We start from the raw sequence: 18,622 nt of genomic DNA on the forward strand, positions 1-18,622 counted from the left end.
CCCCGGTTCCGACGACGCCGACGACCAACACGACCGTCCCGACGACGACGACGTCGACGACGGCTGCGACCACGCCCGGCACGGGCCCCAAGGTCGAGACCGACCGCAAGGGTGACGACACCAACGCCCTTTCGCTCGGCGTCGCGGGTCTCGTCGGTGCGGGTGCGCTCGGCGGCATCGTCGTCGCTCGCCGTCGCCTTCAGCAGTGACACCGCGGTCCTGAACCGCTGACCACACCCCACCCTGGCCCTCGCCCGGTGGGGTGTGGTGCGTCCGGCTGGCCTTCGAATCGGCGCGGATCTCAGGTGCGACGCGGGCTGGACACGACGCGCAGCGCAGGGCCGACGGGGTGCGCGCTCGGACGCCGACGTGCGGCGGGTGCGCTCATCGCCTACTGTCGCGAGCGAATCCCTCCCCCTGAGCTCCCACTGAATCGAAGGCGTCTCGTGGCCATTGACCTCGTCTGGATCGTGCTCGGCTTCGCGCTGCTGCTCGCGGTCTTCCTCCCGACCGCCGTCGAGCGCTTCCCGTTGTCGACGCCGATGGTGCTGCTCGGCGTCGGGGCGCTCGTCGGCCTCGCGCCGATGCCGAAGGGGTTCACGTTCTCGCCGCAGGAGCACGAGGCGTTCGTCCTGCATGCCTCCGAGGCGACGGTGCTCGTCGCGCTCATGGGTGTCGGTCTCGCCCTCGATCGGCCGATGCGCGTTCGCAGCCTGACGTCGTGGCGCGCGTGGGCGCCGACGTGGCGTCTGCTCGCCATCGCGATGCCGCTCGGCATCGTGGGCGTCTCACTGCTCGGCTGGACGCTCGGTCTGGCCGCGCCGACGGCGTTGCTGCTCGCCGCGGCGCTCGCCCCGACGGACCCGGTGCTTGCCTCCGACGTCCAGGTCGATGGGCCGCAGACCGAGGCCACGCAGGAGATGACGCAGGACACCGAGATCGACGAGTCGGACGAGGTGCGGTTCGCGCTGACGTCGGAGGCCGGTCTCAACGACGGTCTCGCGTTCCCGTTCGTCTACGCCGCGATCCTGTGGGCGAGCGAGGGCTCGCCGTCGCACTGGGGGTGGAAGTGGCTCGGTTGGGAACTCGTCGGCAAGGTCGCGCTCGGCGTGGCCGTCGGCCTCGTCGTCGGGTGGGTGCTCGGCAAGCTGTTCTTCCGGCTGCCGGCGAAGAAGTATCGCCTCGCCGACGCCGGTGAGCCGCTCGCCGCGCTCGCGGCGATCATGTGCTCGTACGGGCTGACGGAGCTCGCCGGCGGGTACGGGTTCCTCGCCGTGTTCGTCACGGCGATGGCGATGCGTCAGGCCGAGCGCGGCCACCGTTACTACGCGGACATGCACGCGTTCATCGAACGTCTCGAGCAGATCCTCACCCTCGTCATGCTCCTGCTGCTCGGCGCGGCGGCGACGAACGGTGTTCTCGCGCACGCTGATTGGCGCAGTGCCGTCATCGTCGCGGCCCTCATCCTCGTCATCAGGCCCGGCGGGGCGTGGCTGTCGCTGCTCGGGCGGCGCGACGACACGGCGAAGGCCGTCGGCCTGACGACGGGGGAGCGCTGGATCACGTCGTTCTACGGCGTGCGCGGCATCGGCTCGATCTTCTACATCGCGTACGCGACGGGGCACGCCGACTTCGCGGGCAGCGACTGGCTGTGGTCGACGATCGCCCTCGCCATCATCGTCAGCGTCGTCGTGCACGGCTCCACCGTCACGCCCGCGATGAACTGGCTCGAACGTCACCGCACGAACCACCGTCGGGCGCTCGCGGACGCTTGATCCACCTGCGCCCCGAGGGCGCCTGCGCTGCACCCCGGCGCCGGGCTGGCAGGGCCGCACACGCGGGCGCGTTTCTTCACCCCTCGAGGTGAAAAACTGCGTGCAGGAATGCTTCTGGGGGCCGGTGGTGTTGTGATCGATGAGAGAGCTCATCGATCTGAAGGAGAGACCTCATGGCCTACCGCACCGAAAACCCCGCCACCGGCGTCGTCGAGAAGGAGTACAACTCCGCGACGGATGCTGACGTCACCCGCGCCATCGAGCGCGCCGACGCCGCGTTCGGCACGTGGCGCACGACGGACGCGTCCGAGCGCGCCTCCGTCCTCGCCAAGGTCGCCGACATCTACGACGAGCGCGCCGACGAGCTCGCCCGCGTCATCGGCGCCGAGATGGGCAAGCCGCTCGCGCAGGCGCAGGGTGAGGTCGCGCTCGCGTCGTCGATCTTCCGCTGGTACTCCGAGCACGGTGAGGAGCTGCTCGTCGAGGAGCAGCTGAACATCGGCGACGACGCGAAGTCGCTCGTCGTCACCGACCCGATCGGTGTTCTCATGGGCGTCATGCCCTGGAACTTCCCGCACTACCAGGTCGCGCGGTTCGTCGCGCCGAACCTCATGCTCGGCAACACGATCCTGCTCAAGCACGCCTCGATCTGCGCGCGCACGGCCGAACTGATCGAGGAGATCCTCCACGCCGCGGGTGTGCCGCGGGATGCCTACATCAACCTGTTCGTCAGCAACGAGCAGATCACGTCGATCATCGAGGACCCGCGCGTGCGCGGCGTCTCGCTGACCGGTAGCGAGGGCGCCGGCAAGGCCGTCGCCGAGACCGCGTCGCAGAACCTCAAGAAGAGCGTCCTCGAACTCGGTGGCTCGGACGCGCTCATCGTCCTCGACGACGTCGACGTCGCCGAGACGGCGAAGGCCGTCGCCACCGCGCGCATGAGCAACGCCGGGCAAGCCTGCAACTCCCCGAAGCGCATCTTCGTTCCGTCGACGATGTTCGACGACTTCGTCAACGGCGTTGTCGCCACCGTCGAGGGCATGAAGGTCGGCAACCCGGACGACGAGGGCACGGACATGGGCCCGCTTTCGTCGGTCGAGGCTCGCGACGACGCGATCGCCCAGGTCGAGCGCGCCGTCGAGCAGGGTGCGACCCTGCGCACGGGTGGCACGGCGCTCGAGCAGGACGGCGCCTGGATGGCCCCCGCCGTGCTCACCGGTGTCACGCGTGAGATGGACGCCTTCAAGGAGGAGATCTTCGGCCCCGTCGCCGTCGTCTACTCCTACGACTCGATCGACGAAGCCGTCGAGCTCGCCAACGACTCCTCCTTCGGCCTGTCCGGCTCCGTCTGGGGCAAGGACACCGACAAGGCGGAGCAGATCGCCCGACGCCTCGAGGTCGGCATGGCCTATGTCAACGAGCACGGCACGACGAAGGCCGGCCTGCCATTCGGTGGTGTGCGCCGCTCCGGTTACGGGCGTGAGCTCGGACGCTGGGGCTTCGGCGAATTCGCCAACACGAAGCTCGTCCGCGTCGCCAAGTGATCGATGCGTCGTGACCCGCGACGCGAGGAGGAAATAACCATGACTCGTTTCACCCGACTGATCGAGTCCGTCCGGTCACTCGCCGAGCCGGCCCCGCCTGCGACCCGTGGGCAGGAGGTGGCCCGTCTCGGCCTCGGAGCCTTCATGTCGTTCGCCGGTGTCTCGCACCTGACGTTCGCCCGCAAGGACTTCCAGGCGCAGGTGCCGGACTGGTTCCCGATGGACAAGGACGTCGTCGTCCTCGCCTCCGGTGTCGTCGAGGTCGCGTTCGGTGCGGCGATGCTCACCCTGCCGCAGCGTCGCGCTGCGGTGGGGGTGGCGCTCGCCGCCTTCTACGCCGCGATCTTCCCCGGCAACATCAGCCAGTACGCGGAGCGCCACGACGCCTTCGGCCTCGACACCGACACCAAGCGCCTCGTCCGCCTGTTCGGCCAGCCCGCCCTCATCGCTGCGGCGCTGTCGGCGGCCGGCTTCCCCCGACGCGGCTCGCGTCGCTGATCTCACCGTTTCGCACCCAAGCGAAGGAGACCCCAATGTCGGACACCACGCAGCTCACGTAGACCGAGAAGGCCAACCTCGACCTCGCGCACGAGTACACATGCGCCCTGTTCCGCGTCGAAGACGACAAGCTCGTCGAATTCGTCAAGGAGTGGAACAAGCTGCCGATGTGGCAGCAGCTCGGCTGGCCGATCGAGGAGGGCCTCACCTACCACGAGTGACGACTCGCCCCGATGCGAACGCCGCTCACTGAATCACCAAGGAGATTGACATGTCCAACGTTCTCTTCGTCGTCACCGGCGCCCGCTCCTGGACCCTGGCCGACGGCTCGAGCGTCCCGACGGGTTACTGGGCGGAAGAACTTCTCACCCCCTACCGTCTGATCACCGGGGCAGGTCACTCGGTCACGTTCGCCACGCCCGGCGGTGTGACGCCGGTGGCCGATGAGGTCAGCCTCGCCCCCGACGCGAACGGCGGCGCTGACGTGCGTCCTGACCTCGACGCGATCGACGGCCTGCAGCACCCCATGAAGCTCGAGGACGTCGTCCTCGGCGACTATGACGCGGTGTTCTACCCGGGTGGGCACGGCCCGATGGAAGACCTTGCGCAGGACGCCACCTCCGGCAAGCTCATCGCGGACGCACTCGAGGGCAGCAAGCCTGTCGCCATCGTGTGCCACGGCCCGGCAGCGCTGCTTCCGGCGCGGACGTCGGCGGGCGAGCCCGTCGTCGCCGGACGCAAGATCACCGGCTTCTCCAATGAGGAGGAGAAGGCCGCCGGCAAGGCTGACAAGGCCAAGTGGTTGCTGGAGGACCGGCTGCGCGAACTCGGCGCCGACGTCTCGACCGGCCCCGCCTGGCAGCCGTTCACCGTCGTCGACGGTGACCTGCTGACGGGTCAGAACCCGGCATCGTCCGAGGCGCTCGCCAAGAAGCTGCTCGAGCGCCTGAGCTGAGCCTGGCTGCGCCAAGCGCGAACATGCCGAAGGCGCCTGGATCCCCATGGGGTCCAGGCGCCTTCGGTGTTCACGGGCGGCCGGCGAAGGGCCGATTGGGCTCGGCTCTCACGTGGCGTGGCGCCTCGTCGTGCGAGATGAACGGGCTCAGTCCGCTGCCCCGCGCATCATGGGGATGCTCGCGACGAGGACGACCAGCGAGGTGAGCGCGCAGAAGAGAGCCAGGCTCGCGCTGATGGACAGGCGTGTCGTGAGCAACCCCGCCAGCACGACGGGGATCGTGATGCCGATGTAGGCGGCCAGGAAGACACCAGCCACGCTTCCCCCGGTGTGTCCGGCCTCGCTGACCGCGGAACCGACGGCGACAGCACTTTGGAAGAGCAGGCCGATCCCAGCCCCCGCCATGACCGCGCCGCCTGCGTACAGGACGAAGGGGTGGGTGAGTGCGGACGCCGCGACGCACCCGAGGCCGGCGACGGCGAACAGGACGCCGCACGCGATCTTCGTTCGCGGGTTGGGGATCGGAAGGGCGACCTGGGCCAGGGCAGATGCCCCCATGGCGAGGAAGACGACCACGCCGCACACGAGCGGAGACGAGCGATGCGCGACGTGCGCCAGGAACGTCCCCGTCATCGACGTCAGGATTCCCAGTGCAGCGAAGGCCGCGCCGGCCACGACCTGCGCTGAGCGAAAACGGGCTTCATGACCTGCTCGGACGACGGCGCGCTGCGGTCGATACCTCGGGCGCTCGTTCGCCGGTGTTGCCGGGTTGGTCTCGGGAACCAACGTGAGCGCGAGGCCCACCCCGGCGAGCAGGACGAAGAAGACCACGTAGGGCGTCCTCAAGGGGGCCGGGGCCCACTGCACGAGGACTCCACCGACGAGGGGGCCGAGGGCCAGCCCGCCAGTGTTCACGCTCGAGGCCACCGTCGAGGCGAAACTGCTCGGCTCGTGCGGGCGATGAACGCGCCGCAATTCACCGAGCATCGCCGTTGCTGCCGGAGTCAGTATGCCGATCCCCACACCACACAGCAGCCGGGCGACCAACAGCGCCGGCACGGACGGCGAACCGATGAAGATCGCCGCGCTCACCAGAGAGACGGCAGTGGCGATCGCGATCATGCGGCGTCGCCCGAACTGGTCACTCAGGTGGCCCGCGAGGTAGAGGCTTGCCATGACGCCCAGCCCGTAGGCCGCGAAGATGGCGGTGATCATCACGGTGGGGAAGTGATCGTGGTGTTGGTAGAGCGGATAGATCGGCGTCGGCACGGTCGAGTAGGCCATGAGGATGGGAAACGCCGCAGCAAGCAGCCAGAAACCGCGGGCGTGGCGCTCAGCGGCCGCAGGCGCGGTGGGTGTCGTGGTCACGGGGTCAGGATGATACGGGAGCGTCGCGAGAACGACGGCACGAGCTCTTTCGCTTCGTTCTTGTTGATCCCATGCACTCGTCGGTCCATGGCGGACGACGCAGCAAGCGCCACCATCCCGCTCGGGGTGGTGGCGCTTGCTGTTGCACCTTCGCTCACAGCGAAGTCATGGGGCGATCGTGGGCCCGGACGTGAGTCGTCAGTGGACCTTGATCGGGTCGGGGCGGCTCGGGTCGACCGCCTTGGGGATGTGACGCGTCGTGATGCGCTTGCGGAACACCCAGTACGTCCAGCTCTGGTAGATGAGGACGATCGGGGTGAAGATCAGCGCGACCCACGTCATGATGACGAGCGTGTGGTGCGAGCTCGCCGCGTTCGTCGTCGTCAGCGACCACGCCGGGTTCGTCGAGCTCGGCATGACGTTCGGGAACAGCATGAGGAAGTACGTCAGCACGAACAGGGCGATCGCGACGAACGTGCACAGGAACGCCAGGCCCTCCTTGCCGCGCATGTTGAAGAACAGCCCGGTGAGGAAGATGACGGCGAGTGCGACGGTCGTGATCCACGACCACACCGAGCCGCCTTCGATGCCCAGCCACAGCAGCAGGACGACGGCGGCGACGGCGGCCGCGAGGCCGATCTTCGTGCCGAGCGCGCGAGCGTCGTGACGGATGGCGCCGTCGGTCTTGAGCGCGACGAAGAAGCAGCCGTGCGTCATGAACACGAGCATCGTCGTGACGCCGCCGAGCAGCGACACCGGGTTCAGCATGGTGAGCAGGTTGCCCGTGTACTCCATGTCCTGGTTGATCGGCAGGCCGTGGACGATGTTCGTCAGCGCGACGCCCCAGAGGATAGCCGGCAGGAACGAACCGAACACGATGGCGGCGTCCCAGCCGCGGCGCCAGCCGTCCGAGTCACGCTTGTGGCGGTACTCGAAGCCCATGTTGCGCACGATGAGCGCGACGAGGATGAGCAGCAGCGGCAGGTAGGCGCCCGAGAACAGCGTCGCGTACCAGTTCGGGAACGCGGCGAAGGTCGCGCCACCAGCAGTGAGCACCCACACCTCGTTGCCGTCCCAGACCGGGCCGATCGTATTGAGCATGACGCGGCGGCGTCGCTCGTTCTCGCCGATGTGGTCGGTGACCGGGTCGGTGACGCCCGTCGCCTCCGCCTTGCCCTTGCCGAGCACGGGAAGCAGCATGCCAACACCGAAGTCGAAGCCCTCGAGGACGAAGTAACCCGTCCAGAGCACGCCGATGATGATGAACCAGAAAGTGGTGAGTTCCATCGTTCAACCTCGCCTATCAGTACGCGAACGCGAGTTCGTCATCGTCGGAACCGGCGGAGCCGTGGCCATCGTCGTGACCACCGGGCAGATCCTCACCGTCGGAGGCGACGGGCTCGGCGCCCTTCTTCATGTAGTCCATGAACAGCTTCACCTCGACGACGGCGAGTGCGCCGTACAGCAGTGTGAAGACGATCATCGACGTCAGCACCTCACCCGAGGTGACGCTCGGGCTGACGCCCTGCTTCGTCGTCATGAGGCCGTTGACGATCCACGGCTGGCGGCCGATCTCGGTGAAGATCCAGCCGATGCTCATCGCCGCGACCGGCGACAGCGCGCCGACGAGGGCGGCCGGGCCCATCCAGCGGTTCGTCGCGTTGCGGCCCTTGCGGGTCAGCCACAGCACCCAGCAGGCGATGAGCATGGAGATCGCGCCCCAACCCATCATCCAGCGGAAGCTCCAGTACGACCACATGATGTTAGGCGCGTACGTGTCCGCCGCCGTCAGCTCGTTGCCGCTGTACTTGGCCTTCTGGGATTCCTCGAGGTTGTTGATGCCCTCGACCTTGCCGTGGAAGTCACCCGTCGCGAGGAACGACAGCAGGTTGGGCACGGTGACCGCGAACTTCTCCTGCTTGCCGTCACGCGTACCGACGGTGAAGATCGAGAACGGCGCGTCCTTCTCCTGCGTCTCGTACAACGCCTCGGCGGCAGCCATCTTCATCGGCTGCACCTCGGTCATGACCTTGCCCTGCAGGTCGCCGGTGATGACGACGAACAGGCTCGAGACGAGCAGGACGATCGCGCCGACGCGCGAGCCCTTGCGGTACATCGTGAGGTCGTCGGAGGTCGACGCCAACTTCGTCGCGCCCGTCGAACCGTCGGAACGGTCTTCGATAGTTTCACCCTTGATTGCTTCGGCAGCAAGAGTGCGCTTGCGCAGATTCCACAGCATGACGCCCATGACGACGGCGCCACCGACCATGTACGAGCTCGCGATGACGTGCGGGAACGTGACGAGCTGGACCTTGTTCGTCAGGACGGCGACGAAGTCGGTGAGCTCCGCGCGGTGCGTCGTCGGGTTGTACTTGTAACCGACGGGGTTCTGCATGAACGAGTTCGCGGCGAGGATGAAGTACGCCGACAGCACCGTGCCGATGTGGACGATCCAGATCGTCGCGGCGTGCAGCTTCTTCGGCAGTCGGCCCCAGCCGAAGATCCACAGACCGAGGAACGTCGACTCGAGGAAGAACGCGAGCAGCGCCTCGATCGCGAGCGGCGCGCCGAAGATGTCGCCGACGAAACGCGAGTAGTCGCTCCAGTTCATGCCGAACTGGAACTCCTGCACGATGCCGGTGACGAGACCGAGCGCGAAGTTGATCGTGAACAGCTTGCCGAGGAACTTCGCGACCCTCAGATGCTGCGTGTTACCCGTGCGCAACCATGCGGTGTGGTAACCGGCGACGACGGCAGACAAGCCGATCGTGATCGGCACGAACAGGAAGTGGTAGACCGTCGTGATGGCGAACTGCCATCTCGCCAGCTCCAAGGCATCCATGAGTGACCCCTCGACGAGACGAATGTGAAGACTTTCACAACCACGCTACGGGGTGAGTTCCGCAATCCGTGGGGACCATGGTCCTGACGTAGGCGTGTCGTGCCTCACGCGGCGCCCGAACCGGCGGCCGGCCACGCGTCAGGTCGTGGCCTCGCCGGACGGTGACGGGTCCGGCGCCATCTCCCCACCGTCGAGAGCGCCGACGGGGCGCGGCACCGCGATCTTCTCGTTCCAGCGTGAGAACGTCGCCGTGCCCAGGTCGTCCGTGCCCGCGGCCTCGTCGACGACCTTGAGGAGGTCGTGCGTGTCGTCGGTGGTCACCCAGGCGCGAGTGTCTCCGTCAGCGCTGACGATCTTGTACGCCGGCCTGCCGTCGAGCGTCTCGGGCGTCAGGGTGCCGTCGCCGAGGTGACCCCACTTGGCGTCGGTGGTGTCGCCCATGGCCTCGATGTACGACTTGGCGCTGAGGTCGGACAGGTCCTTCTGGCCGAAGGCGCTTTCGGGCACCTTGATCCACCGGTTCGCCGGTGGGCTCGAGCCCTGGAGGGACGGGTCGTCCTTGTCGACGGAATCCCAGTACGTGCGATCGCCCTTGAGGTAGACGTCATGGGAGATGCGACGCATCGTCACGTGGCCCACCTCGTCACCCTCGTAGGACATCTCCGACGGCTCGCCGTCCAGCTCGCCGAGGAAGGTGGCCCTGGGGCCGGAGCCGTCCGCGCTGTCCGTTCCTGTCAACGACAGGGAGGTGTAACCGCACACCGACTGTTGGGTGCGCGACCAGACATCCTTCGCGCTCGGCTGTTCCGCAGGGGCCGAGGCGCTCATCGATGCGGTGCCTGGTGCCGTCGAGCTCCCCGACGGGCCCTTCACCGGACCCGACGCGGGCTGCCCCGCGTCATGCCCCATCGTGCAGCCGCTCAGCACCACCGCCGTCACGGCGATGGTGCTGAGCGTGCGGGACGCGGGCAACGCGGTCGTCCTGTCGGGGAGGCGGGGGACAGCTCAGCTGCCCATCGCGTCCGTGATGGACGTGGCACCGCTCGGTGCCTTGATGCCGTAATCCTTGTCGTGCGACAGGAACGTCACCGTCTTCATCGACTCATCGGACTTCGCCGACGAGCCCGACGTGGAGGCGACGGAGGCGCTGTCGAAGCCCTCGGTCTTGAGGATGTCGCGGCGATCCTCCTGCGACACCCACGCGGTGACCTTCTTGTCCTCACTCTGGATCTTCCAGGCATCCTTGCCGTCGACATTGTCCTCCGACACGGTGGCCTTGTCGGAGAGCAGCTTCTTGTTCGGCTCCGAGGAGTCGTTCTTGATGTTGTCGATGAGTTCCTTGAACCCGGTGTTGGACGAACCGTCCGCCGGCATCTCGAGCCACTTGTCGGCGATCTTGTCCGTGTTGGATGCCGCGGGCGAACCCGAACTCGTCTGCGTGAAGAAGGCCTTGTTGGCCTTCATGTAGTTCTTGGAGTCAACCGTGATGAGGTCCATCGTGCCGTCGCCGATCTTGCCGCTCATCTCGAGCTTGCCGCCGTTGACGTCGCCCTTGGCCGTCATCGTGGCCGGCTTGCCGTCCGAGGTGCCTTCGCCCTTGAGCTCGAGGCTCTTGTAGGCGCCGGCGGTGTCCTGGGCCTTGTTCCAGGCGTCCTTGGCCTTCGGAGCCTCCTTGCTCGAGCAGCCGGTGACACCGGCTGCCGTGCCGGCCGCGAGGACGAGGGCGAGGGCGGACGTGCGGAGCTTCGTCATGGTTTTCCTCCCAGAGAAGTTGGTTGTGCCCCCAGTGTTGCAGGTGGCCTTCACCGTTCAGACGTGTCGGGCGCCGCCATCGTGCCCTTCGTCGCCGAGGGAGTCGAGCGGTGGGTGCCCCGGCATGATCGTGTGCGTCGTTCGGGCCGCGCGCTGCCGGCGTGCGGAAAGGAATTTGCGCGCGCCACTAATCTTGACGTCATGGACGCCATCTCCGCACTGACCGGTCATCTGAGCAACGCGATCGCCTCGGCCCTCGGTGACGAGTGGCGCGACGCCGACCCCGTCATCCGTCCTGCGAACAAGAAGCAGACGAGCGCCGACGTGCAGGTCAACGCGGCGATGGCACTCGCGAAGAAGGTCGGCAAGAACCCGCGCGAGGTGGCGTCTGCGATCGTCGAGGCGCTGCGCGCGGACGACGAGGTCATGGCACTCGTCGACGACGTCGAGATCGCCGGGCCCGGCTTCCTCAACATCACGCTGTCGACGGATTGGGTCGCGGCGCAGGCGTCGACGATCCTCGCGGACGGCTCGCTCGGCGTCGCGCCGGCAGCGAAGACCGAGATCATCCCGATCGACTACTCCTCGCCGAACGTCGCGAAGGAGATGCACGTCGGGCACCTGCGCACCACCGTCGTCGGGGATTCGCTGGCGCGTGTGCTCGAGCGGCTCGGGCACACCGTCATCCGGCAGAACCACGTCGGCGACTGGGGCACGCCCTTCGGGATGCTCATCGAGCACCTTCTCGAGGTGGGCGAGGATTCGCCGGAGGCGGCGCTGCTCGAGAGCGACCCGAACGCGTTCTACCAGGCGGCGCGCACCAAGTTCGACACGGCCGAGAAGGCCGAGCCCGCCGGTTCGAAGGGTGACTTCAACACGCGGGCCCGCAAGCGCGTGACGTTGCTGCAGGGCGGTGACCCCGAGACGCTCGCGCACTGGAACAAGCTGATGGAGCGCTCGAAGGCGTACTTCAACAAGGTCTACGGGTTGCTCGGCGTGACGTTGACCGACGCCGACCTCGCTGGTGAGTCGACGTACAACGACGAGCTCGCGGGCATCTGCGACGACCTCGAGTCGCGTGGCATCGCCGTCGTCTCCGACGGGGCGCTGTGCATCTTCCAGGACGAGTTCACCGGGCGCGACGATGCGCCGGTGCCGCTCATCATCCGCAAGTCCGACGGCGGGTACGGCTACGCGACGACCGACCTCGCGACGGTGCGTCACCGCTCGTTCGACCTCCAGGGCGATCGGATGGTGTACGTCGTCGGCGCGCCGCAGAACTTGCACTTCCGCATGACGTGGGCCGCCGCCGACAAGGCCGGCTACATCCGCCCCGAGTCGACGCCGATCCACGTGCAGATCGGGTCGGTGCTCGGCAAGGACGGCAAGATGTTCAAGACGCGCTCGGGCGACTCGGTGCTGCTCATGGACCTGCTCGGCGAGGCCGTCGACCGCGCCGCGGGCGTCGTCAGCGAGTCGAAGGCGGAGATGAGCGACGAGGAGCGCGCCGTCGTCGCGCGTCAGGTCGGCATCGGCGCGGTGAAGTACGCCGACCTGTCGGTCTCGCACGACTCGGAGTACATCTTCGACTTCGACCGCATGCTGGCGTTGACGGGCAACACCGGCCCCTACCTCCAGTACGCGGCGACGCGCATTCGCTCGATACTCGCGCGTGCCGCCGAGGCGGGGTACTCGCCGGCGGCGGAGATCACGCTGGGCGAGGACGCCGAACGCGCCCTCGCGTTGAAACTGCTCGACTACGGCGCCGTCGTGGCTGCCGTCGGCGAGTCGTTGGAGCCGCATCGCCTCGCCGGTTACCTGTTCGAACTGGCGACGACGTTCACGGCGTTCTACGAGAAGTGCCCGGTGCTCAAGGCTGATGACGACGACGTCCGTGCGTCGCGTCTGGCGTTGTGCGAACTGACGCTGGGCGTCCTCGTCGACGGATTGTCGCTGCTGGGCATCGAGACGCCCGAGAAGATGTGACGCTCGGGGCCCTCCCGGACCTGCCCCATCGGCGATTTACCTCCACATTCGCTCGATCCTGCAGGAGCGTCAGGGATGTTCCGGGCGGGGCTCGAACCAACGGAACGTCAGGTTGATGCGGGGTTCGGTCACTCGCGTGCGTTTCGGAACGGCGTGCTGCCAGGCGCTCTGCGAGTCCTCGCGCATGACGACGAGGCTCCCGTGCGTGAGTGCGAGCGTCTCCTTCACGGTGTGATCGTCCTTGCGGCGCATGACGAAGTCGCGCGTGGCGCCGAGCGAGACACTTGCGATGGTGGGCGCATGGCCCAACTCGGCTTCGTCATCGCTGTGCCAGGAGATGGAGTCCCGGCCGTCGCGGTAGAGGTTGAGCAGCACCGAGTTGTAGGGCGCTCCGGTGTCGGCGGCCAGACGCTCCCGCAGCGCGGCGAGCTTGGGCGTCCACGCGTTCGGCGGCTGTGTCGAGCCGGAGAAGGTGTACGGCGCGTCGGCGTACCAGGCGATGAGGCGTGGCATCGCGATCGTGCGGCCGTACATGGTGAGCGACGACGTCCGCCAGGGTGTCGCGCCGACGAGGTGCGACATGAGGTGGTCCGCCTCCTCCGTCGACAGATACGTCGCGCGCAGCTCGATCGGTGCCTCGCCCATGCCGCCCCTTCCTTGGCAGGTGCCCGCCCCATGATGCGGCACGACGCACGAGTGGGGCATCCCCGACGTCGCCCTTCCTCACTCGAGCGATCCCACGCATGGGTGGGGCATCACGAGGCGCGTAACCTCACCTCGGCGCGACAGCGGTGAAGACCGCGACGACGAAGCCGTCGTCATGCGCGGGGGAGTGCATCTCCCACGTCGAGAAGCGCGCGTCGAGGCGCCAGCAGGCGGCGTCGGCGTCGTCGAAGAACTGCTCGAACGTGTAGCCGCGGCCCGCGCCGAAGCCGACGGCGAGGCGCCCGCCGTCACGCACGCACTGACGCATCGCGGCCAGGCCGTCGCGGCGTGCGTCGTCCGGCATGAACGGCATGACGTTGCCCGCACAGACGATCGCGTCCAACGGCGTGACGTCGAGATCGTCGAGGGACAGCCGTGCGAGATCGACCACCTCGAAACGCAGCGACGGGTGGTCCTCGCGTGCGGCGGCGATGAGGACGGGGTCGAGGTCGACGCCGACGACGTCATGCCCGAGGGCACTCAACGCGGCGGCCACACGTCCCGGCCCGCAACCCGCGTCGAGGATGCGTGAGCCGGGCGTGACGAGCGCGTTGACGAGCCGCGCCTCGCCACCGAGGTCGTCGCCGCGCGCCGCCATGGCGCGGATGCGGTCGACGTACCACTGCGAACGCGTCGGATCCTCGCTCACCCACTCCGCCCAGCTCGGGTTCTCGCGTCGCGACTCGCGCGTCGGCTCGGTCATGCCAGTCTCCTCGTCGTGGGTCGCACGTCTGCTTCCATCATCGGGGCCGGGGCCGGGGCCGGGGCCGGGGGCATAGGACGGGGCGTGGTTCGGCGCCTCGCCGAAGCCTGAACATGCGGGGCACGGACTCGAGAGACCGTGCCATGCGGTTTCCGAACGGCGTCGGCTCAGCCCCCGAAGCCGTTCGGGTTGGCCGACTGCCAGCGCCACGTGTCGGTGCACATGTCGTCGATGGTCTTCTGGGCCTTCCAACCGAGTTCTTCGCGAGCGCGCGTGGGGTCGGCGAACGTCGTCGGCAGGTCGCCCGCACGTCGCGGCCCGACCTCGTAGGGCAGTTCGCGGCCGCACGCCCGCTCGAACGCGTGCAGCAACTCGAACACGCTCGTGCCCTCACCCGTGCCGAGGTTGAACGCGCGCGCCGAATCGTCCATGGCGTCAAGATGATCCAGCGCCGCGACGTGCCCTGCCGCGAGATCGACGACGTGGATGTAGTCGCGCTCGCCGGTGCCGTCCTTCGTGTCGTAGTCGTCGCCGAAGACCCCGAGCTTCTCGCGGCGCCCGACGGCGACCTGCGCGATGTACGGCATGAGGTTGTTCGGGATGCCGCTCGGATCCTCACCGATCAGCCCCGACGAGTGCGCGCCGATCGGGTTGAAATAACGCAGCAGCGCGGCCTTGAAACCGGGCGACGCAGCGGCGACGTCGGTGACGATCTGCTCGATCATCGCCTTCGTCCAGCCGTACGGGTTCGTGGCGCGCAGCGGCTCGTACGTCTCGCTGTACGGCAGCGGCGCGTCGGGCCCGTACACCGTCGCCGACGACGAGAACACGAACTTCTCGACGCCGTGCGCCGTCATCGCCGACAGCAGCGAGAACGTCGAGTCGAGGTTGTTCGTGTAGTACATGAGCGGCTTCTCCACGCTCTCACCGACGGCCTTGTACCCCGCGAAGTGGATGACGGCGTCCGGCTTCACCGAGGCGACGAGGGCACTCGTCGCGGCAGCGTCCGTCAGGTCGATCTCGTGCAAGTCGATCGAGCGGCCGGCGATCTTCTCCAGGCGCGGCAGCACGGCCGGGCTCGAGTTCGAGAAGTTGTCGGCGATGACGGGTTCGTGCCCCGCCTCGATCAGGGCAAGGACGGTGTGGGATCCGATGTAGCCGGCACCACCGGCAACGAGTACGCGCATGACCTCAGCCTAGGCGCCCCACCCGCCGAGAACGATGAGACGCGGCTGTGCGCCGGCCCAGGGCATCTCGGGCATCAAGGGCGCCGCGGCCGTAGCCGACATCCCCAGCGCCCCGCGGCGAGGGCTCACCGATACGTGATGAGCGAACGATCCCCGCCGAGATGAGCGTGGTCGTTGAGGCTCACTGCGGTGAGCGCCGACCCGGCAAGCACCGTCGTCACGCCCGTGTTGACGGTCACCTCGTTGAGGCGCCGCCACACCGTCACCGCGCCGTCAGGCAACGCCGCGGGCAGCGTCGATGCCGGTGACGGCGCCGTCAGCAGCCCCGCGGCGACCCACGCGATCGGCCCGCCGGAGCTGACGACGACGGCGCTGCGCCCCGACTCGAGGCGCGAGGTCACGCGCCCGAGCGCGAGCGCGACGCGGTCGCGGAACTGCGAGAACGTCTCGGGATAGTCGTCGTCGAAGTCGCCACTCGCCCAACGCGATGCGGCCGCGACGAACATCTCCTGAAACGCCTTGCGCGGGTGACGGTGACGCGCGAGGTCGGCGCGCATGACGGCGTGGTTGCGGTACGCGGGCTTGTACGCCTCGATGATCGCGTCGTGGTCGTACTCGTTCCACCCCGCATCCGTGCTGACGTCCGACTCCCACCCGGCGGCTTCCCACAGCCGCGACCCGGTGAGTTGCTGACGCCGCATCGTGCCCGTGACGAGGACGTCGGGCGTCACGCCGCGCGCCGCCAACCCCTCGCCGGCGAGGCGTGCCTGACGTTCGCCGAGCTCCGACAGCTGGTCGTATGCCGCGCGCGACGGCCCGGCCTGCCCGTGCCGCACGAGGTGGATGACGCTCACGACAGCCGTCCCGCGCGTCGCATGAGGCGCCGGCAGCGCCATTCGAGGTAGATCACCAAGCCGCGAAACTGCTTGAACGCGGGGTTGCTCGTCTGACCGTTCGCATACCGGTAGTAGATCTGCTGGGCGATGACGGCGAGTCGGAACAGGCCGAAGATCTCGTAGAACAGCTGATCCTTGGGGCTGATCGCACGCCCTGACGCGTGCGCGTAGTACTGCCACACCTCGTCGCGCGTGAGCATGCCGGGCGCGTGCGTGGGCTGACGGCGTGAGCCGCGCATGATGCGGTCATCGTCGGCCTGCACCCAGTAGGCGAGGGCGCCGCCGAGATCCATGAGCGGGTCGCCGAGCGTCGCCATCTCCCAGTCGAGGACACCGATGACGCGCGTCGGGTCGTCGTGCGCGAGGACGAGGTTGTCGAAGCGGAAATCGTTGTGAATCAGGCAGTTTCCGACGTCGTGTGGCTGGTGCTCGTCGAGCCAGGCCATCACCTTCTCGAACGATCCGGTGCCGTGACGCACACCGTGCGTACGTGCCTTGCGGTAGCGCGCCGACCATCCGTCGACCTGCCGCTTGACGTACCCCTCCCCCTTGCCGAAGCGCTCAAGCTCGGTGCCGGCGACGTCGATCGAGTGCAACGCGACGAGCTGGTCGATCGCGGCGGTGCACAGTGCCCGCACCTCGGCCTCGCCGAGACCCAGCTCAGCGGGAATGTTCTTGCGCAGGATGATGCCGTCGAGGCGCTCCATGACGTAGAAGTCGCTGCCGATGACGCCGGCGTCGTCGCAGAACGCGATCATCGGCGCGACGGCGGGGAACACGGGCGCCAGCGCGCGTTGGATGTCGTGCTCACGGCGCATGTCGTGCGCGCCCTTCGCCTTCGTGCCCGCCGGCGGACGACGCAGGATGAGGTCACGGGTCGGGTAACGCAGCAGATACGTCAGATTGCTCGCGCCGCCGGTGAACTGCTTGACCTCCGGCGCCGCGTCGAGTCCGCTCGTGTCTGCGTCGGGGTGCGCGTGCTCACGCAGCCATGCGGCGACGCGTTCGACGTCGAACGCATCCTCGCCGCGCACGTCGGAGGCGTTCGTCGCGACGTCGTCGACGGGCGCCGCCGTGGGGGCCGCGGGAGCGCCAGGAGTGTCCGGGGCCGGGCTCACTTGGCCTCACCCTTCGCGGCGGCCAGGTAGGGCTTGAGCTCGGCGCGCGCGACCATGCCGAGGTGCACCTCGTCGGGGCCGTCGGCGAGACGCAGCGAACGCGCCGTCGCATAAGCGGACGTCAGGGGGAAGTCGTCGCTCATGCCGCCGCCGCCGTGCATCTGGATGGCGAAGTCGATGACGTCGCAGGCGATCTGCGGCACGACGGCCTTGATGGCGCTGACGTCGACGCGCGCGCCTTCGGTGCCGTAGGCGTCCAGCTTCGCTGCCGCGTTCTGCACGAGCAGACGCGCCATGTCGATGTCGATGCGGGCCTTCGCGATGCGTTCGCGGTTGCCGCCGAGCTGCACGAGGGGCTTGCCGAACGCGACGCGCTCGGTGCCACGACGGCAGGCGCGCTCGAGCGCCATCTCGGCGAGCCCGATGAGGCGCATGCAGTGATGGATGCGGCCCGGGCCGAGGCGTCCCTGCGCGATGGCGAACGCCTGACCCGGCCCCGACAGCACGTTGGACGCCGGCACGCGGACGTTCTCGAGCGACACCTCGCAGTGCCCGAGCGGCTCGTCGAGCTGACCCATGACGGGCAGCGCACGCTCGATCGTCACACCGGGCGCGTCGGCCGGCACGAGAACCATCGAGTGCTGGGCGTGACGCGGTGCGTCCGGGTCGGTCAGACCCATGAAGACGAACACCTTGCAGTCGGGGTGCGCTGCACCGGAACTCCACCACTTGCGGCCGTTGATGACGATTTCGTCCCCGTCGACCTCGACACGCGCCGCCATGTTCGTCGCGTCCGAACTCGCGACCGCGGGCTCCGTCATGAGGAACGCCGAACGAATCTTTCCCTCTAGCAGCGGCACGAGCCACTCCTCCTGCTGCTCGCGCGTGCCGTACTTGAGCAGCACCTCCATGTTGCCGGTGTCGGGGGCGTTGCAGTTGAAGATGAGCGGCGCGAGCGCCGTGCGGCCCGTCTTCTCCGCGATGGCGGCATAATCGACGTTGGAGAAACCCTTGCCGCCACGCGTGCCGAAGCGTGCGGCCCACTCGTCGCCGTGCTCGCCGGCGGGCAGGAACAGGTTCCACAGCCCCGCTTCGCGCGCCTGCGCCTTGAGCTCGTCGATCTTCGGGTGCACGACGAACGAGTTCTCGCCGCGAGCGCGCATCGAGGCGTAGTCGCGCGTGATCTCGGCCTCGGCGGGCTCGATCCTCTCGCGCACGAAGGTGTCGACGTCTGCGGCGATCTCGGCCGCGCGGGGCGAAACGGTGAGGTCCATGTCTTGACCGTAACCCCTT

17 protein-coding genes are annotated in these 18,622 nt (G+C 68.1%); 6 read left to right on the top strand and 11 right to left on the bottom strand.

Annotation, left to right across the window (positions count from 1 at the left end; all coding sequences use genetic code 11):
* The 5 genes from B2284_RS11885 to B2284_RS11905 all read left to right on the top strand — a co-directional run.
* A partial coding sequence (locus B2284_RS11885; protein WP_286697564.1) for a hypothetical protein occupies positions 1-209 on the top strand: 209 nt, incomplete at its 5' end.
* A gap of 237 nt (positions 210-446) precedes the next feature.
* The gene (locus B2284_RS11890) at positions 447-1,775 is read left to right on the top strand and encodes a cation:proton antiporter (RefSeq protein WP_074039667.1); all 1,329 of its coding nucleotides are present in this window, start codon (positions 447-449) and stop codon (positions 1,773-1,775) included.
* Between the two features lie 173 nt (positions 1,776-1,948).
* Complete coding sequence (locus B2284_RS11895; RefSeq protein ID WP_074039669.1) at positions 1,949-3,319, top strand: NAD-dependent succinate-semialdehyde dehydrogenase; 1,371 nt, start codon at positions 1,949-1,951, stop codon at positions 3,317-3,319.
* Between the two features lie 39 nt (positions 3,320-3,358).
* Complete coding sequence (locus tag B2284_RS11900; RefSeq protein ID WP_006947037.1) at positions 3,359-3,817, top strand: DoxX family protein; 459 nt, start codon at positions 3,359-3,361, stop codon at positions 3,815-3,817.
* A gap of 271 nt (positions 3,818-4,088) precedes the next feature.
* Positions 4,089-4,772 carry a type 1 glutamine amidotransferase domain-containing protein gene (locus B2284_RS11905; protein ID WP_047310650.1) on the top strand — a complete coding sequence of 228 codons (684 nt, stop codon included), beginning with the start codon at positions 4,089-4,091 and terminating at the stop codon, positions 4,770-4,772.
* A 147-nt stretch (positions 4,773-4,919) separates the two neighbouring features.
* On the opposite strand, the gene B2284_RS11910 is transcribed toward B2284_RS11905, so the two are convergent.
* The 5 genes from B2284_RS11910 to B2284_RS11930 all read right to left on the bottom strand — a co-directional run bounded on the left by B2284_RS11910 (position 4,920) and on the right by B2284_RS11930 (position 10,734).
* Positions 4,920-6,140, bottom strand: coding sequence for an MFS transporter (locus B2284_RS11910; RefSeq protein ID WP_286697565.1), 1,221 nt, complete (start codon positions 6,138-6,140; stop codon positions 4,920-4,922).
* A 198-nt stretch (positions 6,141-6,338) separates the two neighbouring features.
* A complete protein-coding gene (gene cydB, locus B2284_RS11915; RefSeq protein WP_006947079.1) occupies positions 6,339-7,427 on the bottom strand; it encodes a cytochrome d ubiquinol oxidase subunit II in 1,089 nt (362 codons plus the stop codon).
* Positions 7,428-7,443: 16 nt separating this feature from the next.
* Positions 7,444-8,982, bottom strand: coding sequence for a cytochrome ubiquinol oxidase subunit I (locus B2284_RS11920; RefSeq protein ID WP_074039672.1), 1,539 nt, complete (start codon positions 8,980-8,982; stop codon positions 7,444-7,446).
* Between the two features lie 138 nt (positions 8,983-9,120).
* A complete protein-coding gene (locus B2284_RS11925; protein WP_144693661.1) occupies positions 9,121-9,810 on the bottom strand; it encodes a hypothetical protein in 690 nt (229 codons plus the stop codon).
* 177 nt (positions 9,811-9,987) lie between these two features.
* Positions 9,988-10,734 carry a hypothetical protein gene (locus B2284_RS11930; protein ID WP_074039676.1) on the bottom strand — a complete coding sequence of 249 codons (747 nt, stop codon included), beginning with the start codon at positions 10,732-10,734 and terminating at the stop codon, positions 9,988-9,990.
* 201 nt (positions 10,735-10,935) lie between these two features.
* Between B2284_RS11930 and argS the strand changes: the two genes are divergently transcribed.
* On the top strand, positions 10,936-12,720 hold the full coding sequence (gene argS / locus B2284_RS11935; protein ID WP_006947076.1) for an arginine--tRNA ligase: 1,785 nt from the start codon (positions 10,936-10,938) through the stop codon (positions 12,718-12,720).
* Positions 12,721-12,789: 69 nt separating this feature from the next.
* Here argS and B2284_RS11940 read toward each other — a convergent pair whose 3' ends face one another.
* From B2284_RS11940 to B2284_RS11965, 6 genes are all read right to left on the bottom strand, one after another.
* The gene (locus B2284_RS11940; RefSeq protein WP_074039678.1) at positions 12,790-13,365 is read right to left on the bottom strand and encodes an alpha-ketoglutarate-dependent dioxygenase AlkB family protein; all 576 of its coding nucleotides are present in this window, start codon (positions 13,363-13,365) and stop codon (positions 12,790-12,792) included.
* A gap of 127 nt (positions 13,366-13,492) precedes the next feature.
* Entirely contained in the window at positions 13,493-14,128 is a 636-nt protein-coding gene (locus tag B2284_RS11945; protein WP_074039679.1) for a class I SAM-dependent methyltransferase, read from the bottom strand.
* 167 nt (positions 14,129-14,295) lie between these two features.
* Positions 14,296-15,315, bottom strand: coding sequence for a UDP-glucose 4-epimerase GalE (gene galE / locus B2284_RS11950; protein ID WP_006947110.1), 1,020 nt, complete (start codon positions 15,313-15,315; stop codon positions 14,296-14,298).
* A 125-nt stretch (positions 15,316-15,440) separates the two neighbouring features.
* A complete protein-coding gene (locus B2284_RS11955) occupies positions 15,441-16,169 on the bottom strand; it encodes a histidine phosphatase family protein (protein ID WP_074039785.1) in 729 nt (242 codons plus the stop codon).
* Complete coding sequence (locus B2284_RS11960) at positions 16,166-17,329, bottom strand: phosphotransferase family protein (protein ID WP_074039680.1); 1,164 nt, start codon at positions 17,327-17,329, stop codon at positions 16,166-16,168. Before B2284_RS11960 ends, B2284_RS11955 begins: the two co-directional genes overlap by 4 nt.
* A complete protein-coding gene (locus B2284_RS11965) occupies positions 17,326-18,603 on the bottom strand; it encodes an acyl-CoA dehydrogenase family protein (protein WP_074039682.1) in 1,278 nt (425 codons plus the stop codon). The genes B2284_RS11960 and B2284_RS11965 overlap by 4 nt, the downstream gene beginning before the upstream one ends.
* Positions 18,604-18,622 lie beyond the last annotated feature (19 nt).

Source organism: Dermacoccus sp. UBA1591 (genome assembly GCF_002322065.1).
Classification (GTDB): Bacteria; Actinomycetota; Actinomycetes; order Actinomycetales; family Dermatophilaceae; genus Dermacoccus; species Dermacoccus nishinomiyaensis.

Coding starts and splice junctions, on each gene's coding strand:
- B2284_RS11925 (WP_144693661.1), bottom strand. CDS start 9,810: ATGAGCGCCTCGGCCCCTGCGGAACAGCCGAGCGCGAAGGATGTCTGG.
- B2284_RS11920 (WP_074039672.1), bottom strand. CDS start 8,982: ATGGATGCCTTGGAGCTGGCGAGATGGCAGTTCGCCATCACGACGGTC.
- cydB (WP_006947079.1), bottom strand. CDS start 7,427: ATGGAACTCACCACTTTCTGGTTCATCATCATCGGCGTGCTCTGGACG.
- B2284_RS11895 (WP_074039669.1), top strand. CDS start 1,949: ATGGCCTACCGCACCGAAAACCCCGCCACCGGCGTCGTCGAGAAGGAG.
- B2284_RS11905 (WP_047310650.1), top strand. CDS start 4,089: ATGTCCAACGTTCTCTTCGTCGTCACCGGCGCCCGCTCCTGGACCCTG.
- B2284_RS11900 (WP_006947037.1), top strand. CDS start 3,359: ATGACTCGTTTCACCCGACTGATCGAGTCCGTCCGGTCACTCGCCGAG.
- B2284_RS11930 (WP_074039676.1), bottom strand. CDS start 10,734: ATGACGAAGCTCCGCACGTCCGCCCTCGCCCTCGTCCTCGCGGCCGGC.
- galE (WP_006947110.1), bottom strand. CDS start 15,315: ATGCGCGTACTCGTTGCCGGTGGTGCCGGCTACATCGGATCCCACACC.
- B2284_RS11945 (WP_074039679.1), bottom strand. CDS start 14,128: ATGACCGAGCCGACGCGCGAGTCGCGACGCGAGAACCCGAGCTGGGCG.
- B2284_RS11940 (WP_074039678.1), bottom strand. CDS start 13,365: ATGGGCGAGGCACCGATCGAGCTGCGCGCGACGTATCTGTCGACGGAG.
- B2284_RS11965 (WP_074039682.1), bottom strand. CDS start 18,603: ATGGACCTCACCGTTTCGCCCCGCGCGGCCGAGATCGCCGCAGACGTC.
- argS (WP_006947076.1), top strand. CDS start 10,936: ATGGACGCCATCTCCGCACTGACCGGTCATCTGAGCAACGCGATCGCC.